The 17,741-nt window shown below is 60.8% G+C and carries 17 protein-coding genes and 1 pseudogene; 5 read left to right on the top strand and 13 right to left on the bottom strand.

Annotated elements, in window-relative coordinates; genetic code table 11:
- The first annotated feature begins 4 nt into the window (after positions 1-4).
- Together GGR20_RS07215 and hemH are read left to right on the top strand one after the other, a co-directional pair.
- Positions 5-1,585, top strand: a complete 1,581-nt coding sequence (locus GGR20_RS07215; RefSeq protein WP_183310579.1) for a HoxN/HupN/NixA family nickel/cobalt transporter — start codon at positions 5-7, stop codon at positions 1,583-1,585.
- A gap of 100 nt (positions 1,586-1,685) precedes the next feature.
- Positions 1,686-2,708, top strand: a complete 1,023-nt coding sequence (gene hemH / locus GGR20_RS07210; RefSeq protein WP_183310578.1) for a ferrochelatase — start codon at positions 1,686-1,688, stop codon at positions 2,706-2,708.
- A gap of 138 nt (positions 2,709-2,846) precedes the next feature.
- On the opposite strand, the gene GGR20_RS07205 is transcribed toward hemH, so the two are convergent.
- The 6 genes and pseudogenes from GGR20_RS07205 to uvrB all read right to left on the bottom strand — a co-directional run.
- Positions 2,847-3,215 carry an SH3 domain-containing protein gene (locus GGR20_RS07205; protein ID WP_183310577.1) on the bottom strand — a complete coding sequence of 123 codons (369 nt, stop codon included), beginning with the start codon at positions 3,213-3,215 and terminating at the stop codon, positions 2,847-2,849.
- Positions 3,216-3,293: 78 nt separating this feature from the next.
- Positions 3,294-3,644, bottom strand: coding sequence for a hypothetical protein (locus tag GGR20_RS07200; protein ID WP_183310576.1), 351 nt, complete (start codon positions 3,642-3,644; stop codon positions 3,294-3,296).
- Positions 3,645-4,422: 778 nt separating this feature from the next.
- Positions 4,423-5,871, bottom strand: coding sequence for a hypothetical protein (locus GGR20_RS07195; protein WP_183310575.1), 1,449 nt, complete (start codon positions 5,869-5,871; stop codon positions 4,423-4,425).
- A gap of 20 nt (positions 5,872-5,891) precedes the next feature.
- Positions 5,892-6,803: an HTH domain-containing protein gene (locus GGR20_RS07190; RefSeq protein WP_183310574.1), complete on the bottom strand. Its 912-nt coding sequence runs from the start codon at positions 6,801-6,803 to the stop codon at positions 5,892-5,894.
- Positions 6,800-7,021, bottom strand: coding sequence for a WYL domain-containing protein (locus tag GGR20_RS19235; protein ID WP_420827434.1), 222 nt, complete (start codon positions 7,019-7,021; stop codon positions 6,800-6,802). Before GGR20_RS19235 ends, GGR20_RS07190 begins: the two co-directional genes overlap by 4 nt.
- Before the next feature lie 242 nt (positions 7,022-7,263).
- Positions 7,264-9,369, bottom strand: a pseudogene (uvrB, locus tag GGR20_RS07185) (excinuclease ABC subunit UvrB); the annotation flags it as partial.
- Between the two features lie 673 nt (positions 9,370-10,042).
- Here uvrB and GGR20_RS07180 point away from each other — a divergent pair.
- Positions 10,043-10,477, top strand: coding sequence for a MarR family winged helix-turn-helix transcriptional regulator (locus GGR20_RS07180; RefSeq protein WP_183310573.1), 435 nt, complete (start codon positions 10,043-10,045; stop codon positions 10,475-10,477).
- A 67-nt stretch (positions 10,478-10,544) separates the two neighbouring features.
- Positions 10,545-11,345 carry an SDR family NAD(P)-dependent oxidoreductase gene (locus tag GGR20_RS07175; protein ID WP_183310572.1) on the top strand — a complete coding sequence of 267 codons (801 nt, stop codon included), beginning with the start codon at positions 10,545-10,547 and terminating at the stop codon, positions 11,343-11,345.
- A 51-nt stretch (positions 11,346-11,396) separates the two neighbouring features.
- On the opposite strand, the gene GGR20_RS07170 is transcribed toward GGR20_RS07175, so the two are convergent.
- The 4 genes from GGR20_RS07170 to GGR20_RS07155 all read right to left on the bottom strand — a co-directional run bounded on the left by GGR20_RS07170 (position 11,397) and on the right by GGR20_RS07155 (position 14,151).
- Positions 11,397-12,071, bottom strand: coding sequence for a spermidine synthase (locus tag GGR20_RS07170; protein ID WP_183310571.1), 675 nt, complete (start codon positions 12,069-12,071; stop codon positions 11,397-11,399).
- A 204-nt stretch (positions 12,072-12,275) separates the two neighbouring features.
- A complete protein-coding gene (locus GGR20_RS07165; RefSeq protein WP_183310570.1) occupies positions 12,276-13,178 on the bottom strand; it encodes an alpha/beta hydrolase family protein in 903 nt (300 codons plus the stop codon).
- Positions 13,179-13,190: 12 nt separating this feature from the next.
- Positions 13,191-13,820 (bottom strand): hypothetical protein, encoded by a 630-nt coding sequence (locus GGR20_RS07160; RefSeq protein ID WP_183310569.1) that lies wholly within the window; start codon positions 13,818-13,820, stop codon positions 13,191-13,193.
- On the bottom strand, positions 13,813-14,151 hold the full coding sequence (locus tag GGR20_RS07155; protein ID WP_183310568.1) for a PadR family transcriptional regulator: 339 nt from the start codon (positions 14,149-14,151) through the stop codon (positions 13,813-13,815). The genes GGR20_RS07160 and GGR20_RS07155 overlap by 8 nt, the downstream gene beginning before the upstream one ends.
- A 148-nt stretch (positions 14,152-14,299) precedes the next feature.
- Between GGR20_RS07155 and GGR20_RS07150 the strand changes: the two genes are divergently transcribed.
- Positions 14,300-14,671 carry a DoxX family protein gene (locus tag GGR20_RS07150; protein WP_183310567.1) on the top strand — a complete coding sequence of 124 codons (372 nt, stop codon included), beginning with the start codon at positions 14,300-14,302 and terminating at the stop codon, positions 14,669-14,671.
- A 40-nt stretch (positions 14,672-14,711) separates the two neighbouring features.
- On the opposite strand, the gene GGR20_RS07145 is transcribed toward GGR20_RS07150, so the two are convergent.
- The 3 genes from GGR20_RS07145 to GGR20_RS07135 form a co-directional block, all read right to left on the bottom strand.
- Complete coding sequence (locus GGR20_RS07145) at positions 14,712-16,025, bottom strand: TRAP transporter large permease (RefSeq protein ID WP_183310566.1); 1,314 nt, start codon at positions 16,023-16,025, stop codon at positions 14,712-14,714.
- Positions 16,026-16,027: 2 nt separating this feature from the next.
- Complete coding sequence (locus tag GGR20_RS07140) at positions 16,028-16,606, bottom strand: TRAP transporter small permease subunit (protein ID WP_183310565.1); 579 nt, start codon at positions 16,604-16,606, stop codon at positions 16,028-16,030.
- Positions 16,607-16,683: 77 nt separating this feature from the next.
- Positions 16,684-17,709 (bottom strand): TRAP transporter substrate-binding protein DctP, encoded by a 1,026-nt coding sequence (locus tag GGR20_RS07135; RefSeq protein ID WP_210283113.1) that lies wholly within the window; start codon positions 17,707-17,709, stop codon positions 16,684-16,686.
- Positions 17,710-17,741: the final 32 nt, after the last annotated feature.

The raw sequence follows: 17,741 nt of genomic DNA, 5'->3' as shown, positions 1-17,741 counted from the left end.
TGCTTTGTCGGGTCGTTGGGGGCAGGCGGTTCTGGCCGCACTGGCAGCAGTGTTTTTTGCGCAACCGGTGGTCGCCCATCCTCACATCATGATCGATGCCAAGGCTACGATCCGGTTTGATGATCAGGGGCGCGTGGCCGGGCTGCACCATAGCTGGACTTTCGACACGGCGTTTTCGGTGTGGATGGTGCAAGGGCTCGATTCTGATGGTGATGGCACAGTCAGTTCGGCCGAAATGCAGGAGCTGGCGGACGAGAATATGCTCGGGCTGGCCGACTATGGTTTTTACACCTACGCCGGCGATGAGATGGACTTTGTGGCCGTCGGCGACCAGCGCATGGTTTACGAGAACAATCGCGTCACGCTGGGCTACTCCATCTCGGCCATTGACCCGCAGCCGGTTGGCGAGCGGTTTGAGTTGGGGATCTATGATCCCGAATATTACGTGGCCATTACGGTGAACGACGCTGCCGACGTGACGCTGGAGAATGCGCCGGGCGATTGCGCCGTGCGTCTCGAGCCGCCAAAGCCGATGCCGCCAGAGGTGGAGGAGCGGCTCTATTCGCTGGGGCCCGAAGTGCTGGAACTGCCGCCCGACCTGGCTGCTGCCATGCGCGGAACCCAGGGGCAGGTCGTGGTGTCGTGCGGTGCGGCCGCGGTGGCGACAACGGCGCTGGAGGCGACCGAGGATGTGGCCCGAGCCCGGCCGGCTGCTCCATTCGGCGGGCCGCCGCCGGAGGTGGGGATCAACCTGCCGCGCAGCGGGTTTTTCGGCTGGCTACAGAACCAGCAGCGGGAATTTTATGCGGCGCTGACCGCTTCACTCGATGCGCTGCGCACGGACTGGACCGCGTTCTGGGTGCTGGGCGGGCTGAGCTTTCTTTATGGCATATTCCATGCGGCCGGGCCGGGGCATGGCAAGGTGGTGATCTCGTCCTATGTGCTGGCCAATGAGAGCCAGTTGCGGCGCGGGATTGCACTGAGCGGGCTGTCGGCCCTGTTGCAGTCCCTGGTGGCCATCGGCTTTGTGTTGGTGCTGGCGGGCGCCTTGAACCTGACCAGCACGGCGCTGGGCGATGCGGCGCATTGGGTAGGCGTGGTTTCCTATGCCATGGTGGCGCTGCTGGGTGCATGGCTGGTGCTGCGCAAGATTTTTGGTTGGGGCCACTCTCACGACCACGACGGCCATCAGCACCATGACCACCACCATCATGACCACCATGAGCATGGGCACAGTATGCATCATGCGATTGCACCAGGTGATATCCGCGGCAATTGGCGGGAGCAGCTGGGCGTGGTGCTGGCGGTGGGATTACGGCCCTGTTCGGGGGCGCTGGTGGTGCTGGTGTTTGCACTGTCGCAGGGATTGCTGGCGGCGGGCATTGCGGCGGCGCTGCTGATGGGGCTGGGCACGGCGATAACCGTGGCGACATTGGCGACGCTGGCGGTGACGGCCAAGGGACTGGCGGCGCGCATTGGCGGGGCGGACAGCGCCCTGGCCGGCGTGATCGTCTGGTGGGCGGAACTGGTGGGTGCGCTGAGCGTGCTCGGCTTTGGCGTGCTGTTGCTGATGGCCAGTGTCTAAGCCGGATCACTGCAGTCAGCGCGACCCATAGCCGCTTTGCGCCGGGGAGCGAAATGCGTATGGTGCGGCCAATTCTGGAACATTTCCAAACTGGCCCCCGATGTCCTCGCATCTTCCACCGAACCACCCGCCCGTGCCCAAGCAGAAGATTGGGGTGCTGCTGCTCAATCTCGGGACGCCAGACGGCACCGATTACTGGAGCGTGCGGCGCTATCTCAAGGAGTTTCTCTCCGACCCGCGGGTGATCGAAACGCCCAAATGGCTGTGGTGGCCGATCCTCAATTTCGTCATCCTCTCCTTCCGTCCGCAAAAGAGCGGGCATGCCTATGCCCAGATCTGGGACAAGGAGAAGGATGAGAGCCCGCTGCGGGTGATCACCAGAGAGCAGACGGAAAGTCTAGCACAGCGGCTCAAGGGCGAGGATATCGTGGTGGATTTTGCCATGCGCTATGGCAATCCCTCGACCCGCTCGGTGCTGGAAAAGCTGCAGTCGGCCGGGTGCCAGAAGATCCTGCTGGTGCCGCTTTATCCGCAATATTCGGCGACCACCACGGCGACGGCCAATGACAAGGCGTTCGAGGCGCTCAAGCATATGCGCTGGCAGCCGGCAGTGCGCACGGCGCCGGCCTATTTCGAGGACCCCGATTATATCGCGGCGCTGGGCAATTCGATCCGCGACGGGGTGGCCAAGCTCGATTTCGAGCCCGACCTAGTGATCACCTCCTATCACGGCATGCCGGTGGAGTATCTGCAAAAGGGCGACCCGTACCACTGCCAGTGCTTCAAGACCACGCGGCTGGTGCGCGAGTATCTCGGCTGGGACGCGGACAAGCTGATGGTCACCTTCCAGAGCCGGTTCGGGCCGACCGAATGGCTGCAGCCCTATACCGACAAGACGCTCGAAGCGCTGCCGGGCAAGGGGATCAAGAAGGTGGCCATTCTGGCTCCGGCCTTCCATGCCGACTGCATCGAGACGCTGGAAGAGATCGCCATGGGCGGCAAGGATACCTTCCTTGAGGCGGGCGGGGAGAAGTTTGCCTATATCCCGTGCCTCAATGCCTCGCCGGGCAGCATGGACCAGATCGAAGCCATGGTGCGGCGCGAGCTGGGCGGGTGGCTTTGACCGCCATTCGAGCCTTGTTCGCTCAAATCTCTCCACCGGAGAGATTTGCCCCTATGGGGCGCTCCAAGCTCTCATGGCCTTCTTGGCTTGAAAGGCTCCACCGGAGCCTTTCATGTGCTGCGCACACCGCCTGCGAAGCTACCACCCCGGCCCGACGAAATCGGGCGGGGTGACGTTGACGAGGCCCCGGCCGGTGAGATAGCTGCGCTGGACCCAGCCATAATCGGGAATGCGGCACCAGGTGGTGGCGCCGTTGGGCCAGAGGGTGTGGCCGGCATCGCCGATCCATGAGCCGGAACGGCTGTCGCTGTCGGTCTGGGTGCAATAATCGACCGGGATTTCCTGGCCGTCGCGCAGCTGGCCGATAATGGCAAAGCGCGCATCGGGCCCCTCATGCACGGCAATATTGCCGCCGGTGACACGGGCGGTGATGGTCAGCGCCTGGGCCGGCGCGCTGAGGGCGAGGGCGGCGAGCGCGGCGAGGATCATTGCATGAAAGGGGCGCATGGCGGCCTCCATTTGTGTTGTCCTCTCCATGCGCGCAGGCTGTGGCGAGTTCATGACATCTTGCCGCACGGGCGCGGCTCAGTCGCCGGCCGGATCGTCAATCGCGTCCCAATCCTCTTCTCCCAATTGGTCGGCATGGTATGCGCCGAACTGGCGCGCGGCGGCGGCGAGGCGATGCACGTGGACGGCGAGATCGGTCTGCGAGAGCGGCCCGCTATAGGCCAGCGGCGGGAAAAAGGGGAGTTCGGCGTGGCGGCAGAACAGCTTGTTGGCGCGGCGGCGGACGGCTTCCAGCGCGTCGACGGTGGGCGCGGTGACCGGGCCGGTGAGACGGCTCGAATGCAGCGCCGTCTGGAGGGCGGTGACTTCAATCTCGAGGCGGCGATAGCTGGCAAGGGCGCGGGGGCCGAGGGGCGGGGTAGGGCTCATCTGTGTCTCCTGTGGGTGGTGGAGACAGTCTACGCCCGGCGCCGCCAGTGGGGATAAGCGCCCGGCCTTGCGGCTTGCGCTTGCACTTGCCCCTTGGGGCTACGGTAACGGGCGGCCTTGGGCTCTATCCTGTTTACTACAATGGGAGCCAAAGGCCGCCCGCTACGGAAACACGGATTTTCCACGGGTCCGGATTCAGGCGGTACCGTTATTGCAGGTCCGGCTGCCGAGCTTCTACCCGCGTAAAGAGGCGCCCCTCTTCCCGGCCTCCCCACCCGACCCTGCGTGGGGGTCGCGTAACGGCGGGGATGGGGGGAGGATAGGGGCGGGGCAGGGGGCGGGGATAAGATTTTGCACTTTTCCCGATCGTTACCCTTGGGCTTGACCGCTTTTTCTTGGATACCCCCACCCAGCCTCCTCGCCTCGAATGGCTCCACTGGAGCCATTGGCCCTTCGGGACGGGTCGGAGCCCTGATAGGGAGGAGCGCATCGAGGTGAGGCGCGATCTTCGGCAAAGGCTCGGCCCCTTCTCCTCCCCCTTCTTCAGGGGGAGGCCGGGTGGGGGTGCCTTTCCTAGTACCGCACCCCGCGCTTCGCCACTATCTGCGCGATGCGCTCCGCGTCAGGTACCGCCCACGTTGAGGATTTCGAGCCCATATTCCTCGTCGGCCAGCCCGACTACGGCGGCGCGCTGGGCGCGGAGCTTTGCAATGTCATAAGGCGCGTCGAAGGCACGCTTCCTACCTGTACACCGGGCCAGTCACCTTCGACGGGTTCCCTACAAAAGCGCCAGAATAAGCGCTGCGTAACCCGCTATTTTCACTACATGTTCACCGGAGCCGGCCACCGAGCCCAACATGCCCTCAATAGACTTTAAGGAGCTGGCAACCACACCAAGGCGCTCTTTCGTGGGATTGTCTTTGGCTTCGGCGATCGCTTTTTGAGCCTGAGTTTTAGTGGCGGCATTCACTGGCAGATTTTCAACTGTCTCAGCAGCCATGTCGAGATATTCGATGGCCTTCGTTGCCATTTCTTGGGACAGCAGGTTGTTAAAGTTCCCGTTGTTTGTGGCGGTGCCACTCACAGAAAATGCGCCAGCCTGAACATTCTTAATGTTGTTGTTCGTCACGAAATTCACCTCCGAGTAGTTGAGAAGGGGTGCATCAGTTTCTGCCAAGAGCCGCTGGAACTCACCGTACAATGGAGTTCTGCTAGCTGCCAGCTCCATCCGTTCTCTTACTAATGAGCCCTTGTTTTCTGCCGCATAGATCTCAAGTGCAAGATCTTTATAGTATGGACAATTTTCTGATAGATTTGACATATGTTCAAGCAGAAGTAACCTTACTTCTTCTTCGGCTTCGTCGAAATACCACTGTCTGACGACTGTATCCAGGCCGTCGTAGTAATTGTCGCGAAGACCCGTTGCTAATTCTCGTCGAACCTCCAACTCCGGGCAGGCCGACCCTTGAGCGATCATGTCGTGGCGTAGGCGGTGGCCTGTCACGTCCGATCCGAACAGTCGATAAACCCAACCCTGTACGTTGGTCGGCAATTGTTCGATATCATTCAATGACACTCCCAAATCGGACAGCGATAGGTCGTCATTCTCTGCAATCGCCCATACAGAGTACTGAGAGACAATTGGGTCGTCATGTGATCCGAGTGCGCGTACTATTTCTCTATTACTAAATTTTGGATCAAAAACATTTGGTGGTGCTTTCTTTAGCCCCACTGCTAATAAAGCTACCTTCAGAACTTCAGGGTCGGCAATATTTATATCAATTTTTATATCTGCAGGTCCCGCCAGCGATATATTTGCGGTTCTGAGGGCAGAGAGTACCAGTAATTCGCGAGAGAAATTTCCTCCAGAGAGAATTTTTGCGAACTGAACTGGATCGTGCTTTACTAACAGCGCAGCGGCGGAACCAATTACATCCGGTTGCTTATCCCATTTTGAAATAGCCAGATTTGCGGTGGGGATAGAAATATTGCGAGGTCCGGCTAGGGCGAGGTAATTGAGAGACCACCTAACGACCTTTACGTCAGAACTGGTCAGCACCAAGCTACCAACTAGATGAAAGAAGCCATAGGCTAGGTTCGGCGGAACTCGGAAGCCCGCCTTAGACGCCCTGCTGAGCTGTTGAAGCGCTAGTTTCTGACGTCTGGCGTCGCCAGACTCTAGTTCGTGCCGACTGTAGTTTATCTCAAGAGTGTTGAAATTGCGCACGGCCCCCCGGTCGCCTTCCGCTAGTATGTTGATTGCAACGTATGCAGAATCCTTTGAGACCACGGGTCAAAATCTGCAACATTATTGATCTTCTGGCTCAAATCAATCCAGTGCAAGTTGTTGAGAGAAAGCCTTCGGCTAGTTGGTTCAAACCATTCGGGGCAGTCAATCTTTACCAACATTATAAGCGCGCTATGGCGTCCATGATCGTATAAGACAGTGTCTAATTGCGCTTCAAACACGTTATTAAGGTTGTCATCCTGACCAACAGGAATATCAAGGTCTGTTGCTATGGCTGTTACCGCGCTGTCTACGATCCCAAGGTCGTTGAAGTTGAACAAGTTCAAGTCCTCTTCCGTCACTGCTGACGAGAATACAAACGTCCTTTTCAACTGAAAGTCATCACGGCCGTCTCGATATCGGCCAATTCTGTAACCTAGAACGCTCTGGTCGCGCATCATCACGGCTAGGGACCAGACGGCTACTTCATCCTCCGGGATCGTCGAAAAATGTCGGTACAAAAACTTTTGGCCTATCGAGCTTCCTAAGAATTCCTTTGCTGTGCTTGTGTCGCTCTGTCCGAGTAATTCGTCTACATCGCTGCGCCGGAAAGTAAGTACGCGGCCATTAACCAGCTCTCTTACACGTCTGCGCGCTGCTATGGGCGTCCGGTAGCTTACTGGTAACGTAGCGTCAGTGATGTACTTTCGTAGGAAGAATTGTCCTGGCTTTGTGCGGAAAAAATCACTCCGATCCTTCCGAAGTAGAATGTCCTCGCTCAGCCGTGCTTGGAGCGTCTTATGCTGGGTACGACCGTACAAGCCACTTGGAACTAACCGAAACTCAAACGCGCGCCTCATAATTTGGCGCGCTGACATCGGTTTTTTTTCAAGGTCCAAAATAGCTTGAGCTATATCTAGATATGAACTCATGATTGCGTGCGCTGACCGTCCGGAGACAAGTCAATGATATCGATCATCGCAAAGTCGCGCTCGGCCTGCTTATCCAGGTCGTATGCTACGAGTATCCACTGTTCGCCAACGTGCCATTCCGAGGTCTTATATTCCACACGAAGTGGCCTAACGCGACGCCTGTCCGTAACGCCTCGATGGTTTCGATAGACGAAGGTGAGGGGCGGTACTGAAGTCATATTCCCTCATGATAAGGCTAGGGTAACCTTCGAATTGCCAGGCATGCTAGCGCAAGTTCGGCCTAGATGATATCGGCGTAAGTGCAATTCTTCACGACAAAAAGTGCCTTGTGGCCCACGGTTTAATTGCCTCACGGAAATTCGACAGCATCTCGGAGCCGGCTGCACCCACTTGGCGCTGTGCGCGCCGACCTCTTCCCGGAGGGGCGAGGTGACTAGGAGACCTCGCCTTCCAACGTATCCAACTCCATTTCACGTAGGCGTTTGACTTCGTCGCGGAGGCGGGCGGCTTTCTCGAATTCCAAATTCGTCGCGGCCTCGCGCATTTCGCGTTCGAGGTCCTTGATGACGGTCGCGAGATTGTCGCCGGTGACGGTCTTTTCCTTGCCGTCCTTGCCTTTGCCGATGCTGACGGTGACGTGGTCTTTTTCGTAGACGCTATCGACGATGTCGTTGATGCGGGCCTTGACGCTTTGGGGCGTGATGCCGTGTTCGGTGTTGTAGGCGATCTGTTTTTCGCGGCGGCGGTTGGTTTCGGCCAGGGCGCGTTCCATGGAGCCGGTGGTGCGGTCGGCATATAGGATCACCTTGCCGTCGACATTGCGCGCGGCGCGGCCGATGGTCTGGATGAGAGAGGTTTCGGAGCGCAAAAAACCTTCCTTGTCGGCGTCGAGAATGGCGACGAGGCCGCATTCGGGGATGTCGAGGCCTTCGCGGAGGAGGTTGATCCCCACAAGGACATCGAAAGCCCCAAGACGAAGATCGCGAATAATCTCGATGCGCTCGATGGTGTCGACATCGGAGTGCATGTAGCGCACGCGAATGCCCTGTTCGTGCATGTATTCGGTGAGGTCCTCGGCCATTTTCTTGGTGAGGACGGTGCACAGGGTCCGGTAGCCGGCCTTGATGGTCTGGCGGATCTCGTCGATGACGTCGTCGACCTGATGGGTGGCGGGGCGGATCTCGACCGGGGGATCGATCAGCCCGGTGGGGCGGATGACCTGTTCGGCAAAGACGCCGCCGGTCTGGTCCATTTCCCAGGAGCCGGGGGTGGCCGAGACATAGACCGATTGCGGGCGCATGGCGTTCCACTCCTCAAAGCGGAGGGGGCGGTTGTCCATGCAACTGGGCAGGCGGAAGCCGTATTCGGCCAGGGTCGCCTTGCGCCGCAAATCGCCGCGATACATGGCGCCGAGCTGGCCGATGGTGACGTGGCTTTCGTCGACAAAGACCAGGGCGTTGTCGGGGAGATATTCGAACAGGGTCGGGGGCGGCTCGCCGGGCTTGCGGCCGGAAAAGTAGCGCGAATAGTTCTCGATGCCGGCGCATGAGCCGGTGGCTTCCATCATTTCCAGATCGAACATGGTGCGCTGTTCGAGGCGCTGGGCCTCGAGGAAGCGGCCGGCGCCGTTGAGCTCCTGCAGGCGCGCAGCGAGCTCGGAGCGGATCAGCTTGATCGCCTGGTTCATGGTGGTGCGCGGCGTCACGTGGTGGGAATTGGCGTAGACGCGGATGAAGGTGAGGTCGGCGCTCTTCTTGCCGGTCAGCGGATCGAACTCGACGATGGATTCGATCTCGTTGCCGAACAGCGAAACGCGCCAGGCGGCGGCTTCATAGTGGGCCGGGAAGATTTCGACGGTATCGCCGCGCACCCGGAAGGTGCCGCGCACGAAGCCGGTATCGCCGCGCTTGTATTGCAGGGCCACCAGCTTGGCGAGCAGCTGGCGCTGGTCGATCTGCTGGCCCTTCTGCACGTCGATGGTCATGGCGGTGTAGTCTTCCACCGAGCCAATGCCGTAAATACAGGAGACCGAGGCGACGATGATGACGTCATTGCGCTCGAGGATCGCGCGCGTGGCCGAGTGGCGCATGCGGTCGATCTGCTCGTTGATGGTCGATTCCTTCTCGATATAGGTATCGGTGCGCGGGACGTAGGCCTCGGGCTGGTAGTAGTCGTAGTAGGAAACGAAATATTCGACCGCGTTGTCGGGGAAGAAGCCCTTGAACTCGGAATAGAGCTGGGCCGCCAGGGTCTTGTTGGGCGCCAGGATCAGCGCCGGACGCTGGGTGCGGGCGATGACCTGGGCGGCGGTGAAGGTCTTGCCCGAGCCGGTGACGCCGAGCAGCACCTGGTCGGTTTCGCCGTTCTCGACGCCTTCGACCAGCTCGGCAATGGCGGTGGGCTGGTCGCCGCGCGGCTCGTAATCGGTGTTGAGGCGGAAGGGGCGGCTGTCGCCGGACCTGGCCGGGCGGTCGGGGCGATGCGGCACCCAGGGGGCGGAGCCTTCCACCTCCTTGCGGCCATGCAGGATGATCTGTTCGAGCGCTTTCACGGTCGCGGTGACGCCGACGCCGGCGCCGGACACGTCCTCGTTCTTGCGGGCCTTGTTCTTTTTCACCGAAGCGTCGAGCGCTTCGCGGATCTTGCCCTGGGCCTCGGGATCGGCGGCGGCGGTGCGGGAGATTTCGCGGGCAGTGAGGGGCCGGTCTCCGTTGGTCGCGCTACGCGACGACTTCGGCACATGGCCGAAGCCGGCCTGCGGGGCTTCGCCCATGCCATCGAAATCGACGCGGTCGACCGAGTTGATCTTGGTCTTGCTGGTGCGTTTCGACATGCCGGTGGCGGTGTCGTGGCTCGACTTGGTGGTGCGGCGCTTTTCGAGGGCGGTTTTAGGCTCGGCCGCCGCCTTTTCCGCCGCCTCGGCGCGATCGAGCGCGCGTTTGTTCTTCATCCGCTCGGCGTAAAGCGGCTTGCTGGCCTGGATGTCCTCGGCCTTCTCGATTTCGGCGAAGAACTCATCGATGGAGAATTCGGCTTTGCCGGGGCGTGTGGATTTGGGGGCCATGGCGCTCACGAGATCAGCAACAGGAGGGTAGACAGATGAACCCATAGATGGGGGCTCTGTCACGCAATGTCAGCAGGGAAATGGATCACGTCTGGTAACACGGTGCGAACGAAATGGGAACGGGGTAGCCGCAATAGTTTCAAACCTTGACCTTATAATCCATGGACTATAAACGATGCGTATGACCGTAAAGCTTCCTTCCGCCCACCGCCGTGCCAGCGTCAGCCTGTTTCGAACTGCCGGCTGGCTGGAGAGCGTCTTTGATATCCGGCTGCGCCCCCATGATCTGAGCGCGCAACAGGTGCGCGTCCTGTCCATGCTGGTTGCAAAGGGGGACGAGGGGCTGACCGTTGGCGAACTGCGCGAGGGCATGACGGACCCGAACTCCAATATTTCGCGCCTGCTGAACAAGCTGATGGACAAGGGGCACATCGCCAAGGTCCGTCAAAGTGACGATCAACGGGTGGTGCGTATTCAACTGACGCCGCAGGGCCGTGACGCCTGTGAGCGGGCGCAGCAGGCCCTGACGGCGGAAGAAGCCGTCTGGTCGCGCCTGACCGCCGCGGAAGCCGAAACCCTGGCGGATCTACTTGATCGACTGCGCGGCTGAGCTCGCGCCAAGCGAGATCTTCTGCGCGCGATTATAATCCATGGAATATACACTCAAGGAATGTGATATGACACGAACACTGTCGCTGGTGACCGGCTCCACTTCAGGCATCGGGCAGGCGCTGTGCCGGCAATTGTTGCAGAACGGGCACGACCTGGTTCTGCTCAATCGCGACATGATCAAGACGCAATCGCAGGTCGAGTCGCTGCTGCAGCGTTTTCCCGACGCGACAATCGACATGTATCAGGCCGACTTTGCCGATCAGGACGCGATACGGGCGGCAGCGCAGCAGATCGGCGCAGCACATGACGCAATCGATGAGGCCTATCTGGTCGCCGGAGCGCTGTCCGATAGAGGGCAGGTGTCTGCCGATGGGCTGGAAATGCATTTTGCGGTCAACTGCATCGCCCCGCTGCTGCTGGTGCGGCTGTTGCGCAGCCCATTGCGGGCGGCGGAAGGGCAGGTGGTGGTCGCCGGGTCTGCCGCGCGCAAAATGGCGCGCAAGCTCATCTCGACCGAGACGGCGCAGAGTGCCGGTCAAGGCGGGATGACCGCCTATGCGCAATCCAAGCAGGCGGTTACGGTGGCGTTTTCCGCGCTGCGCGACCGCTATGCCGAGGACGATATTGGCCTGCACGTGGTTGATCTGGCCCCGACAAAGACCGGAATGGCGACGTCACCGGCCCTGCCGCTGCCCTTCAGACTGTTTCGCTTCCTCTTCAGCAGTCCCGAGGCGTCGGCAAGGCGTTTGATGGCTGCGGCCAGATCCCCGGCGGGACAACAACCCTTGCCATATGAGGCTGCGGAGGTGGCGGCGTTGATGGCGCTGATCGATAGCTCGACCGCCGCGCCGGCCATGGTCGCATAGTCGAGAAGGCGCGAACCGTGGCGGGCAGCAGTCCTCAGGCGCCTGGGCCCGTCAGCGGCCCGGTTTGGTGGCGAACCAGAGGGTGTGGCGGTCGCCCTTGCCGTTGTCGCGGGCGCGGACAGTGACTTGATCCACCTGCATGCCGGTTTGCCTCAGACGTCTGGTGAAGCGCTCGTCGGGATGGGAGGACCAGATGGCCAGGTGGCCGCCCGGTGTCACGGCGGCCTTGGCGGCAGCGAGGCCAGCGGCATTGTAGAGCCGGTCATTGGCGGGTCGGAACAGGCCGTCAGGGCCGTTGTCGACATCGAGCAGGATGGCGTCGAAGGGTTTTGCGGCGGTGATGGCCGTCGACACATCGCCGAGGTGAATGCGGACGCGGGGATCGTCGAGGCTGTCGCCATGCAGTGGCTGGAGGGGCCCACGCGCCCATTCCACGATTTCGGGAACAAGTTCGGCAACGGTTATTTCGCTGTCGGCTGCAAAGCACTTGAGGGCCGCACGCAGGGTAAAGCCGAGGCCCAGGCCACCGATGAGGATGCGCGCTCCGGGGCGCGATCCGAGGCGGGAGGCGGAGATAGTAGCGAGCTGTTCTTCGGAATTGCTCATGCGGCTGTTCATCAGCGTAACAGTACCGGACATGACGGAGAATTCGGTGCCGCGCTGCATCAGCGTCATCGGGCCACCGCCGGGCATGGTGGTCTCGCCAAGTTTTTGCCAGGGAATCATCGGGGGTCCTGTCGGCGGTGGCGTGGGGTTGCCTGTGCCGTAGCAGGCCGCTTGTGCGAACGGCAAGTGCCGACGATTGCTGATGCCGCCTTGCAGGCCGCGCGAATGGCCGCGCGACCTGACGCTATTCGTGCTGGTCAGGGGTAGAGAAACCCGACAATTGGACCAGGGCGTTGGCCTTGCGCCGGCCCGTCGCTGGTCCGTTCAGCAGGCGGGAATGGGTGCTTGCGTCCAGGCGGCGGCCAATCTGGCAATGGCCGGGAGATGCGATGTGCCCGTCGGGTCGGTGAGGCCGTGGTCGAGAGCCGGAAATTCCCAATAGGTGAGGTTACAAAGTCCCTGTTCGGCGAAGGCGGCCAGGGTAGTGCGAGACGCCGCAACGGGCGCGGATCCGTCCAGACCGCCCTGAATGAGCAGAATGGGAGCGGTCGCTCTTTGCATATGGTCGAGTGGGCGCAGGTCCAGACCGTCGGCCCAGAAACGGTAGGTCGAGCCGCCGAGACGTTCCGAACTTTGCGGATTATTGCGCGCCATTTCAAAGCCGGACTGGACCTGCTGCCGTGCCTCGGGTGGTACGGTTGACAGGACCATGTCGCCAAAGGTTTCCCCGGTGGCCGTAGAGAGCAGGATCGTCGCGTTGACAGGGACCAGTTCGGCCAGCATTGCCATGGCCAGGCCGCCCTCCGAACCGCCGAATAGTATCGTATTGGCGTTGTTTACGGCCGGATCTGCGGCCAACGCATCGAGGACGGTGCGATAGTCCGAGACGCGCTGGCTGACGGTGTAATTGTCGTAGAACTGCGCCGGGCAGTCGCTGAACGGATCGGCAATTTCGACGTCTGGAGTGATGCCGATCTTTTCCACGATCAGGGCGGCATAGTCTGGAAAAGCGGCCCGCACGGTGGCCAGGTTGGGGCTGGTGGCGGCGCGGGCGCAGCCGGACCCTTGACTGAGAACGAGCAAGCCCGAGGTGTCACCTGCGGGGGTGTCGAGCGTGTAGTGAACGGTGGTGCCGTCGGCCCGACTGACTTGGCGATAGTCGATGGCGTGGGCCTGAGGCAGGGCGAGCAAAGTCAGCGCGGCGAGCGCGTTAAAGCGGTTTAGCATTGTATTGGTCCGTTAGCGGCGAATGGCGACTGGGAGCAGGACGAGCGTGCCGGTAATCAGAAGCGGCAGCAGGCTTGGGAACCCGACGGCGACGCTGATTTCGCCAGCTTGGCCTGGCAGGGAGGGCAGCACGCTGATGCTCACCATGGCGGCCAGGACAGCGCTCGACAGGGCACCGGCAATGGGCCAGGCGTTTGTGGCGCGGCGCCGATGGGCAAAAGCCAGCATCAACATGCCAATGAGCACCGGTGCGGCATAGGAGAGGAGTTTCAGACCATTGCCGAGATCCAGGACGCTTGCACGGAGCGGCGTGCCGGTAGCGAGGAGGAGCAAGCATAGTCCCAGTGCCAGCAGCACGAATTGGCAGCACACGGGGATTGCCAGATAGACCAGAGCCGGCCAGCGCGCCGCCAGGCTGCGGAAGCGGCGATTGGCCAGCATGGGCAGCAGCAGGGCATCGTTGCTGCCCAGGCGGCGATCCGCCTCTGTCTGAGCGACCTGTGGTGCGACACCTTCGGCGATCAGATAAGCGACGATATCATCGCGGTGTTCGGCCAGTTCGCGCAGATAGCGTTGAACATGAGCGGGCGAGAGCCCTGCCTTGAGCAGATCCTCACGCATGATTTCCAGACGGTCAGGCATGGTGGGGCGCCTTAACAATCGTTGCGATGGTGCTTTGCAGCTGTTGCCAATGGGCAAGCAGGTCGTTGAACCGGTCTTTGCCCGTGGGGGTGACGGAATAATAGACGCGGCTGCGACCATTGACTGTCTGGCGTCGGGTAGACAGTGCGCCATCGCGCTCCAGGGAATGCAGGACAGGATAGATGACGCCTTCGGCGAAGCTGAGATTGTCGTTGCTCGCGGCGCGAATGGCTTCGACCAGTTCATATCCGTACATCTCCTTGTCGCGCAGCAGGCGCAGGACAAGGAGCTCGGGGACGCCATTGAGAAATTGGGAGGTCGTAGTGGGCATGAATCTATTACCTATTAACTCTAGGTATAATGCCTAGAGTTAATAGGTAATGCAAGCGGTATGCCGTAGCCGTGTCGAAATTTCCGCTGCATCATCGTCGTTGGCTTAGGAGCAGCGTGATGCTGCGGGGTTTTTACAGGGGACGAAAATGAGGATTGCGGGCTGGGTATTGAGCGTTTTGATCGGGCTGTTTCTAGCGGTCGCGTCGGCGGCGCCGAAGTTTTTGGGGATCGAGGCGGCCACCGATGCCATGATGGTGGTGGGATGGCCGGTGAAATATATGGTGCTGATCGGCGCAATCGAGGTGGTGTGTGTAGTGCTGTTTCTCGTTCCGCGCACGGCGTTGCTGGGGGCTGTGCTGACCACGGGGTTGCTGGGCGCGACGCTGGCGGCAAATTTGCGGGTGGATAATCCGCTGTTCAGCCACACGCTGTTTTCAATTTATCTCGGGGTCGCGGTGTGGGTGGCGCTGTGGCTGCGCGAGGGCAAGGTCAGGGCGGTGTTTCCGCTGCTGCGGTGAAAATGAAAAGAGCCGGGCGATGCCCGGCTCTTTTCTTGTGCTAGCTGATCGCCCAGGTGGCGATGGGCGGGAAGAAGAGGATGGTCCCGAGCACCACCAGCTGCAGGGCAATGAATGGCAGCAGCGCGGTATAGATGTGCTTGAGGGTGATCTCCTTTGGCGCGACGCTCTTGAGATAGAAGGCGGCGGGTCCGAAGGGCGGAGTCAGGTATGACACCTGCATGTTTACCGCGAACAGGATGCCGAACCAGATCGGATCGTAGCCAAGCTGGATGACGATGGGCACGAAGATCGGCAGGGTCAGCAGGGCAATGCCGATCCAGTCGAGGAACATGCCCAGCACCAGCAGGATCAGCATCATCACCATGATGAGCACCACCGGCGGAGCGTCGAGCCCGAGAATGGCTCCGGAAACGAAGCGGTTGCCGCCCATGAGGTTGTAGACGCCGACAAGCACGGCAGCGGCAATACCGATCCAGATGATCATGCCGCAGGTTTCAAGGGTGTGGACCAGACTGTCCTGCAGCATCTTGAAAGTCATTTCGCGCCGGATCAGCGAGACCAGCAGCACGGCGGAGACGCCCAGAGCCGCAGCTTCGGTGATCGAGGCGATGCCGCCATAGATCGAGCCGAGCACCACCAGCACGATAAACAGCGGTGCGGCGACAGATTTGAGGGCGCTGCCAACCGACTCCTTGGCCATTTCTTCATTGGACATGGGCGGGCCCATCTGCGGATTGCGAATGCAGATGAACAGCACATAGGCCACGTAGAACGCCAGCAGCAGCAGGGCCGGGGTGATGGCTGCAACGAACAGGTCGGCAATGGAGACGCTGGCGACCAGTCCATAGATGATCAGCACGATCGAGGGCGGCATCATGGTCCCGAGCGAACCGCCGGCGCAGACGACGCCGATCGAGAGGCTGCGATCATAACCCAGGCGCAGCATTTGCGGCAGCGCCAGAATGCCGAGCAGCACGATCTCGCCGCCGATGACGCCTGACATCGCTGCCATGAGAATGGCCACGATCAAGGTCTGCACTGCCACGCCGCCGGGCAGACGGCCGGCCAGCACCCGCATGCCATTAAACAGGTCCTTGGCGATGCCGGAGCGGTCGAGGATCGCCGCCATGAGAATGAACATCGGGATGGCCACCAGGGAATATTCGGTGATGAACCCGAAGATGCGCGAGGTTACGAGCGGCAGGGAGTTGGTGCCGAACCAGCCAAAGGTGAAAGCCAGTGCGACCAGCCCGGTGACCCAGGCGAGCGGCTGGCCGGTCAGCAGCAGCAGGAAGATGCAGCCGACAAGAATGTAGGAGCCGTATTCAATTCCAAGAGCGCTCAAGCCCATCGTTACTTCTCCCCGGCAGGCTTGGCCGGCGTGGACACGTCGCGGCGGATGGCTTCGATAAGATGCAGTAGGGTCTGCACGAACATCAGGACGACACAGACCAGCACCAGCATCTTGAGCAGCGCTGGGGTCGGCGGATTCCACGAGGTGCCCGTGCCTTCAAGACGGAATTCTCCGGTCGGGGTGTGGGTGGCCTTCCAGGACATGATCCAGCCCGCATAAGCCAGGCCCGCGAAGAAGACCATGGCAATCAGGGAGTTGATAATGTCGAGGATGCGCCGCCCCTTAGGGGATACGGCGTCGTAAATCATGCGGACGCGAATATGCTTGTCGCGGGCCAGGGCGATCGGCCCGCCCACAAGGAAGATCGCGGCGATCAGGAAAGTGGTCGTCTCATGCGCCCAGAAGGTGGGGCTATCAAAGACATAGCGCGAGATCACCTCGAAGACCGTCACGGCAAAAGCGAGGAATATCGCCCAGGCCAGTGCTTTGCTGATACCGGCTACCGCCCGGTCAAGCGGGGACCGGATCTCGGCTTCGCCCCCATCGGCGACCGCCGGAATGTCGACCTCGTCGGCCATCTATTCTCTCCTGTGGCGACAAATTTGCGCCCGGCGGAGTTCTCCCCCGGGCGCATTTCTTTTTGCAGACGACCGGCCTAGAGCAGGTTACGGCCTTCGAGATAGTCGATGACGGTGTCGTAGTAGCGCTGGGTCATTTCGCTCTTTTCGGCCCAGGTCTGCCACTCGTCCTGAGCGATACGGCGGAACTTGGCGCGTTCGTCACCGGACCAGTTGATGATCTCGATATCCGGGTTCTGCTTGGCTTCGGCCACTGCCTCGGCGTCCTGCTGGCGCACCGAATAGACATGCTGGAAGATGAACTGGTCGACAGAAGCGCGCAGGATGGCCTTGAGGTCATCGGGCAGCCCGTCCCAGGTTTCCTTGTTCATCGAGATGTCGATCAGCGGCAGCGAGTGGAAGCCGGGATAGAGCGGATAGTTGGCAATGTCGTTCATGCCCTGGCCCTGATTGGCCGCGAACACGGTGTAGTCGGCCGCGTCGATCACGCCCTTGTCCAGCGCGGTGAACACTTCGGAGCCCGGCAGAGCCACAGGAGCGGCACCGGCCTTGGAGAAGATTTCGTAGACCATGCCTTCGGGGGCGCGCAGCTTGAGACCTTCAAGGTCCTCCACGCCACGCAGGGGAATCGAGGCCACGAAGGCTTCCGGCTCAGTCGCGGCCGTGCCGATCAACTGTACGCCGTAGGGCTCGACCAGCTCGGCATAAAGTTCGTTGCCGCCGCCTGATTTCATGAAGCCGAGCAGTTCGAACGGGTCACTCCAGGCGCCCACCAGATTGCCCATCATGGCAAAGGCGGGATCCTTGCCGGCAAAATAGCTCGGGTCGGTGAGGTGGCCCTGAAGAATGCCGGCGCCGACGGCTTCAAGCGTATCGGTATGCGGAACCACTGCGCCAATCGGCAGCAGTTCGATCTCGATGCGGCCGCCGGACAGCTCGGTGACGCTATCGGCCCATTTCTGCTTGTTGATGAACCCCGGTTCACCGGCGGTTTCAGAGGTCTGGAACGTCCAGCTATATTCCTGAGCCATAGCTGCGCCGCAAAGCATCAAGGCCGCGACCGCTGAAGCGGTGGTGCTGGCAACAAACTTGGAAAAAGTCACGATGTTCTCCCTTTCGATGCTCGATTTGATTT

The organism is Devosia subaequoris, assembly GCF_014197055.1.
Lineage (GTDB): Bacteria > Pseudomonadota > Alphaproteobacteria > Rhizobiales > Devosiaceae > Devosia > Devosia subaequoris.
Note: the sequence above shows the minus strand (reverse complement) of the source record. Positions and strands in the feature narration are given on the sequence as shown.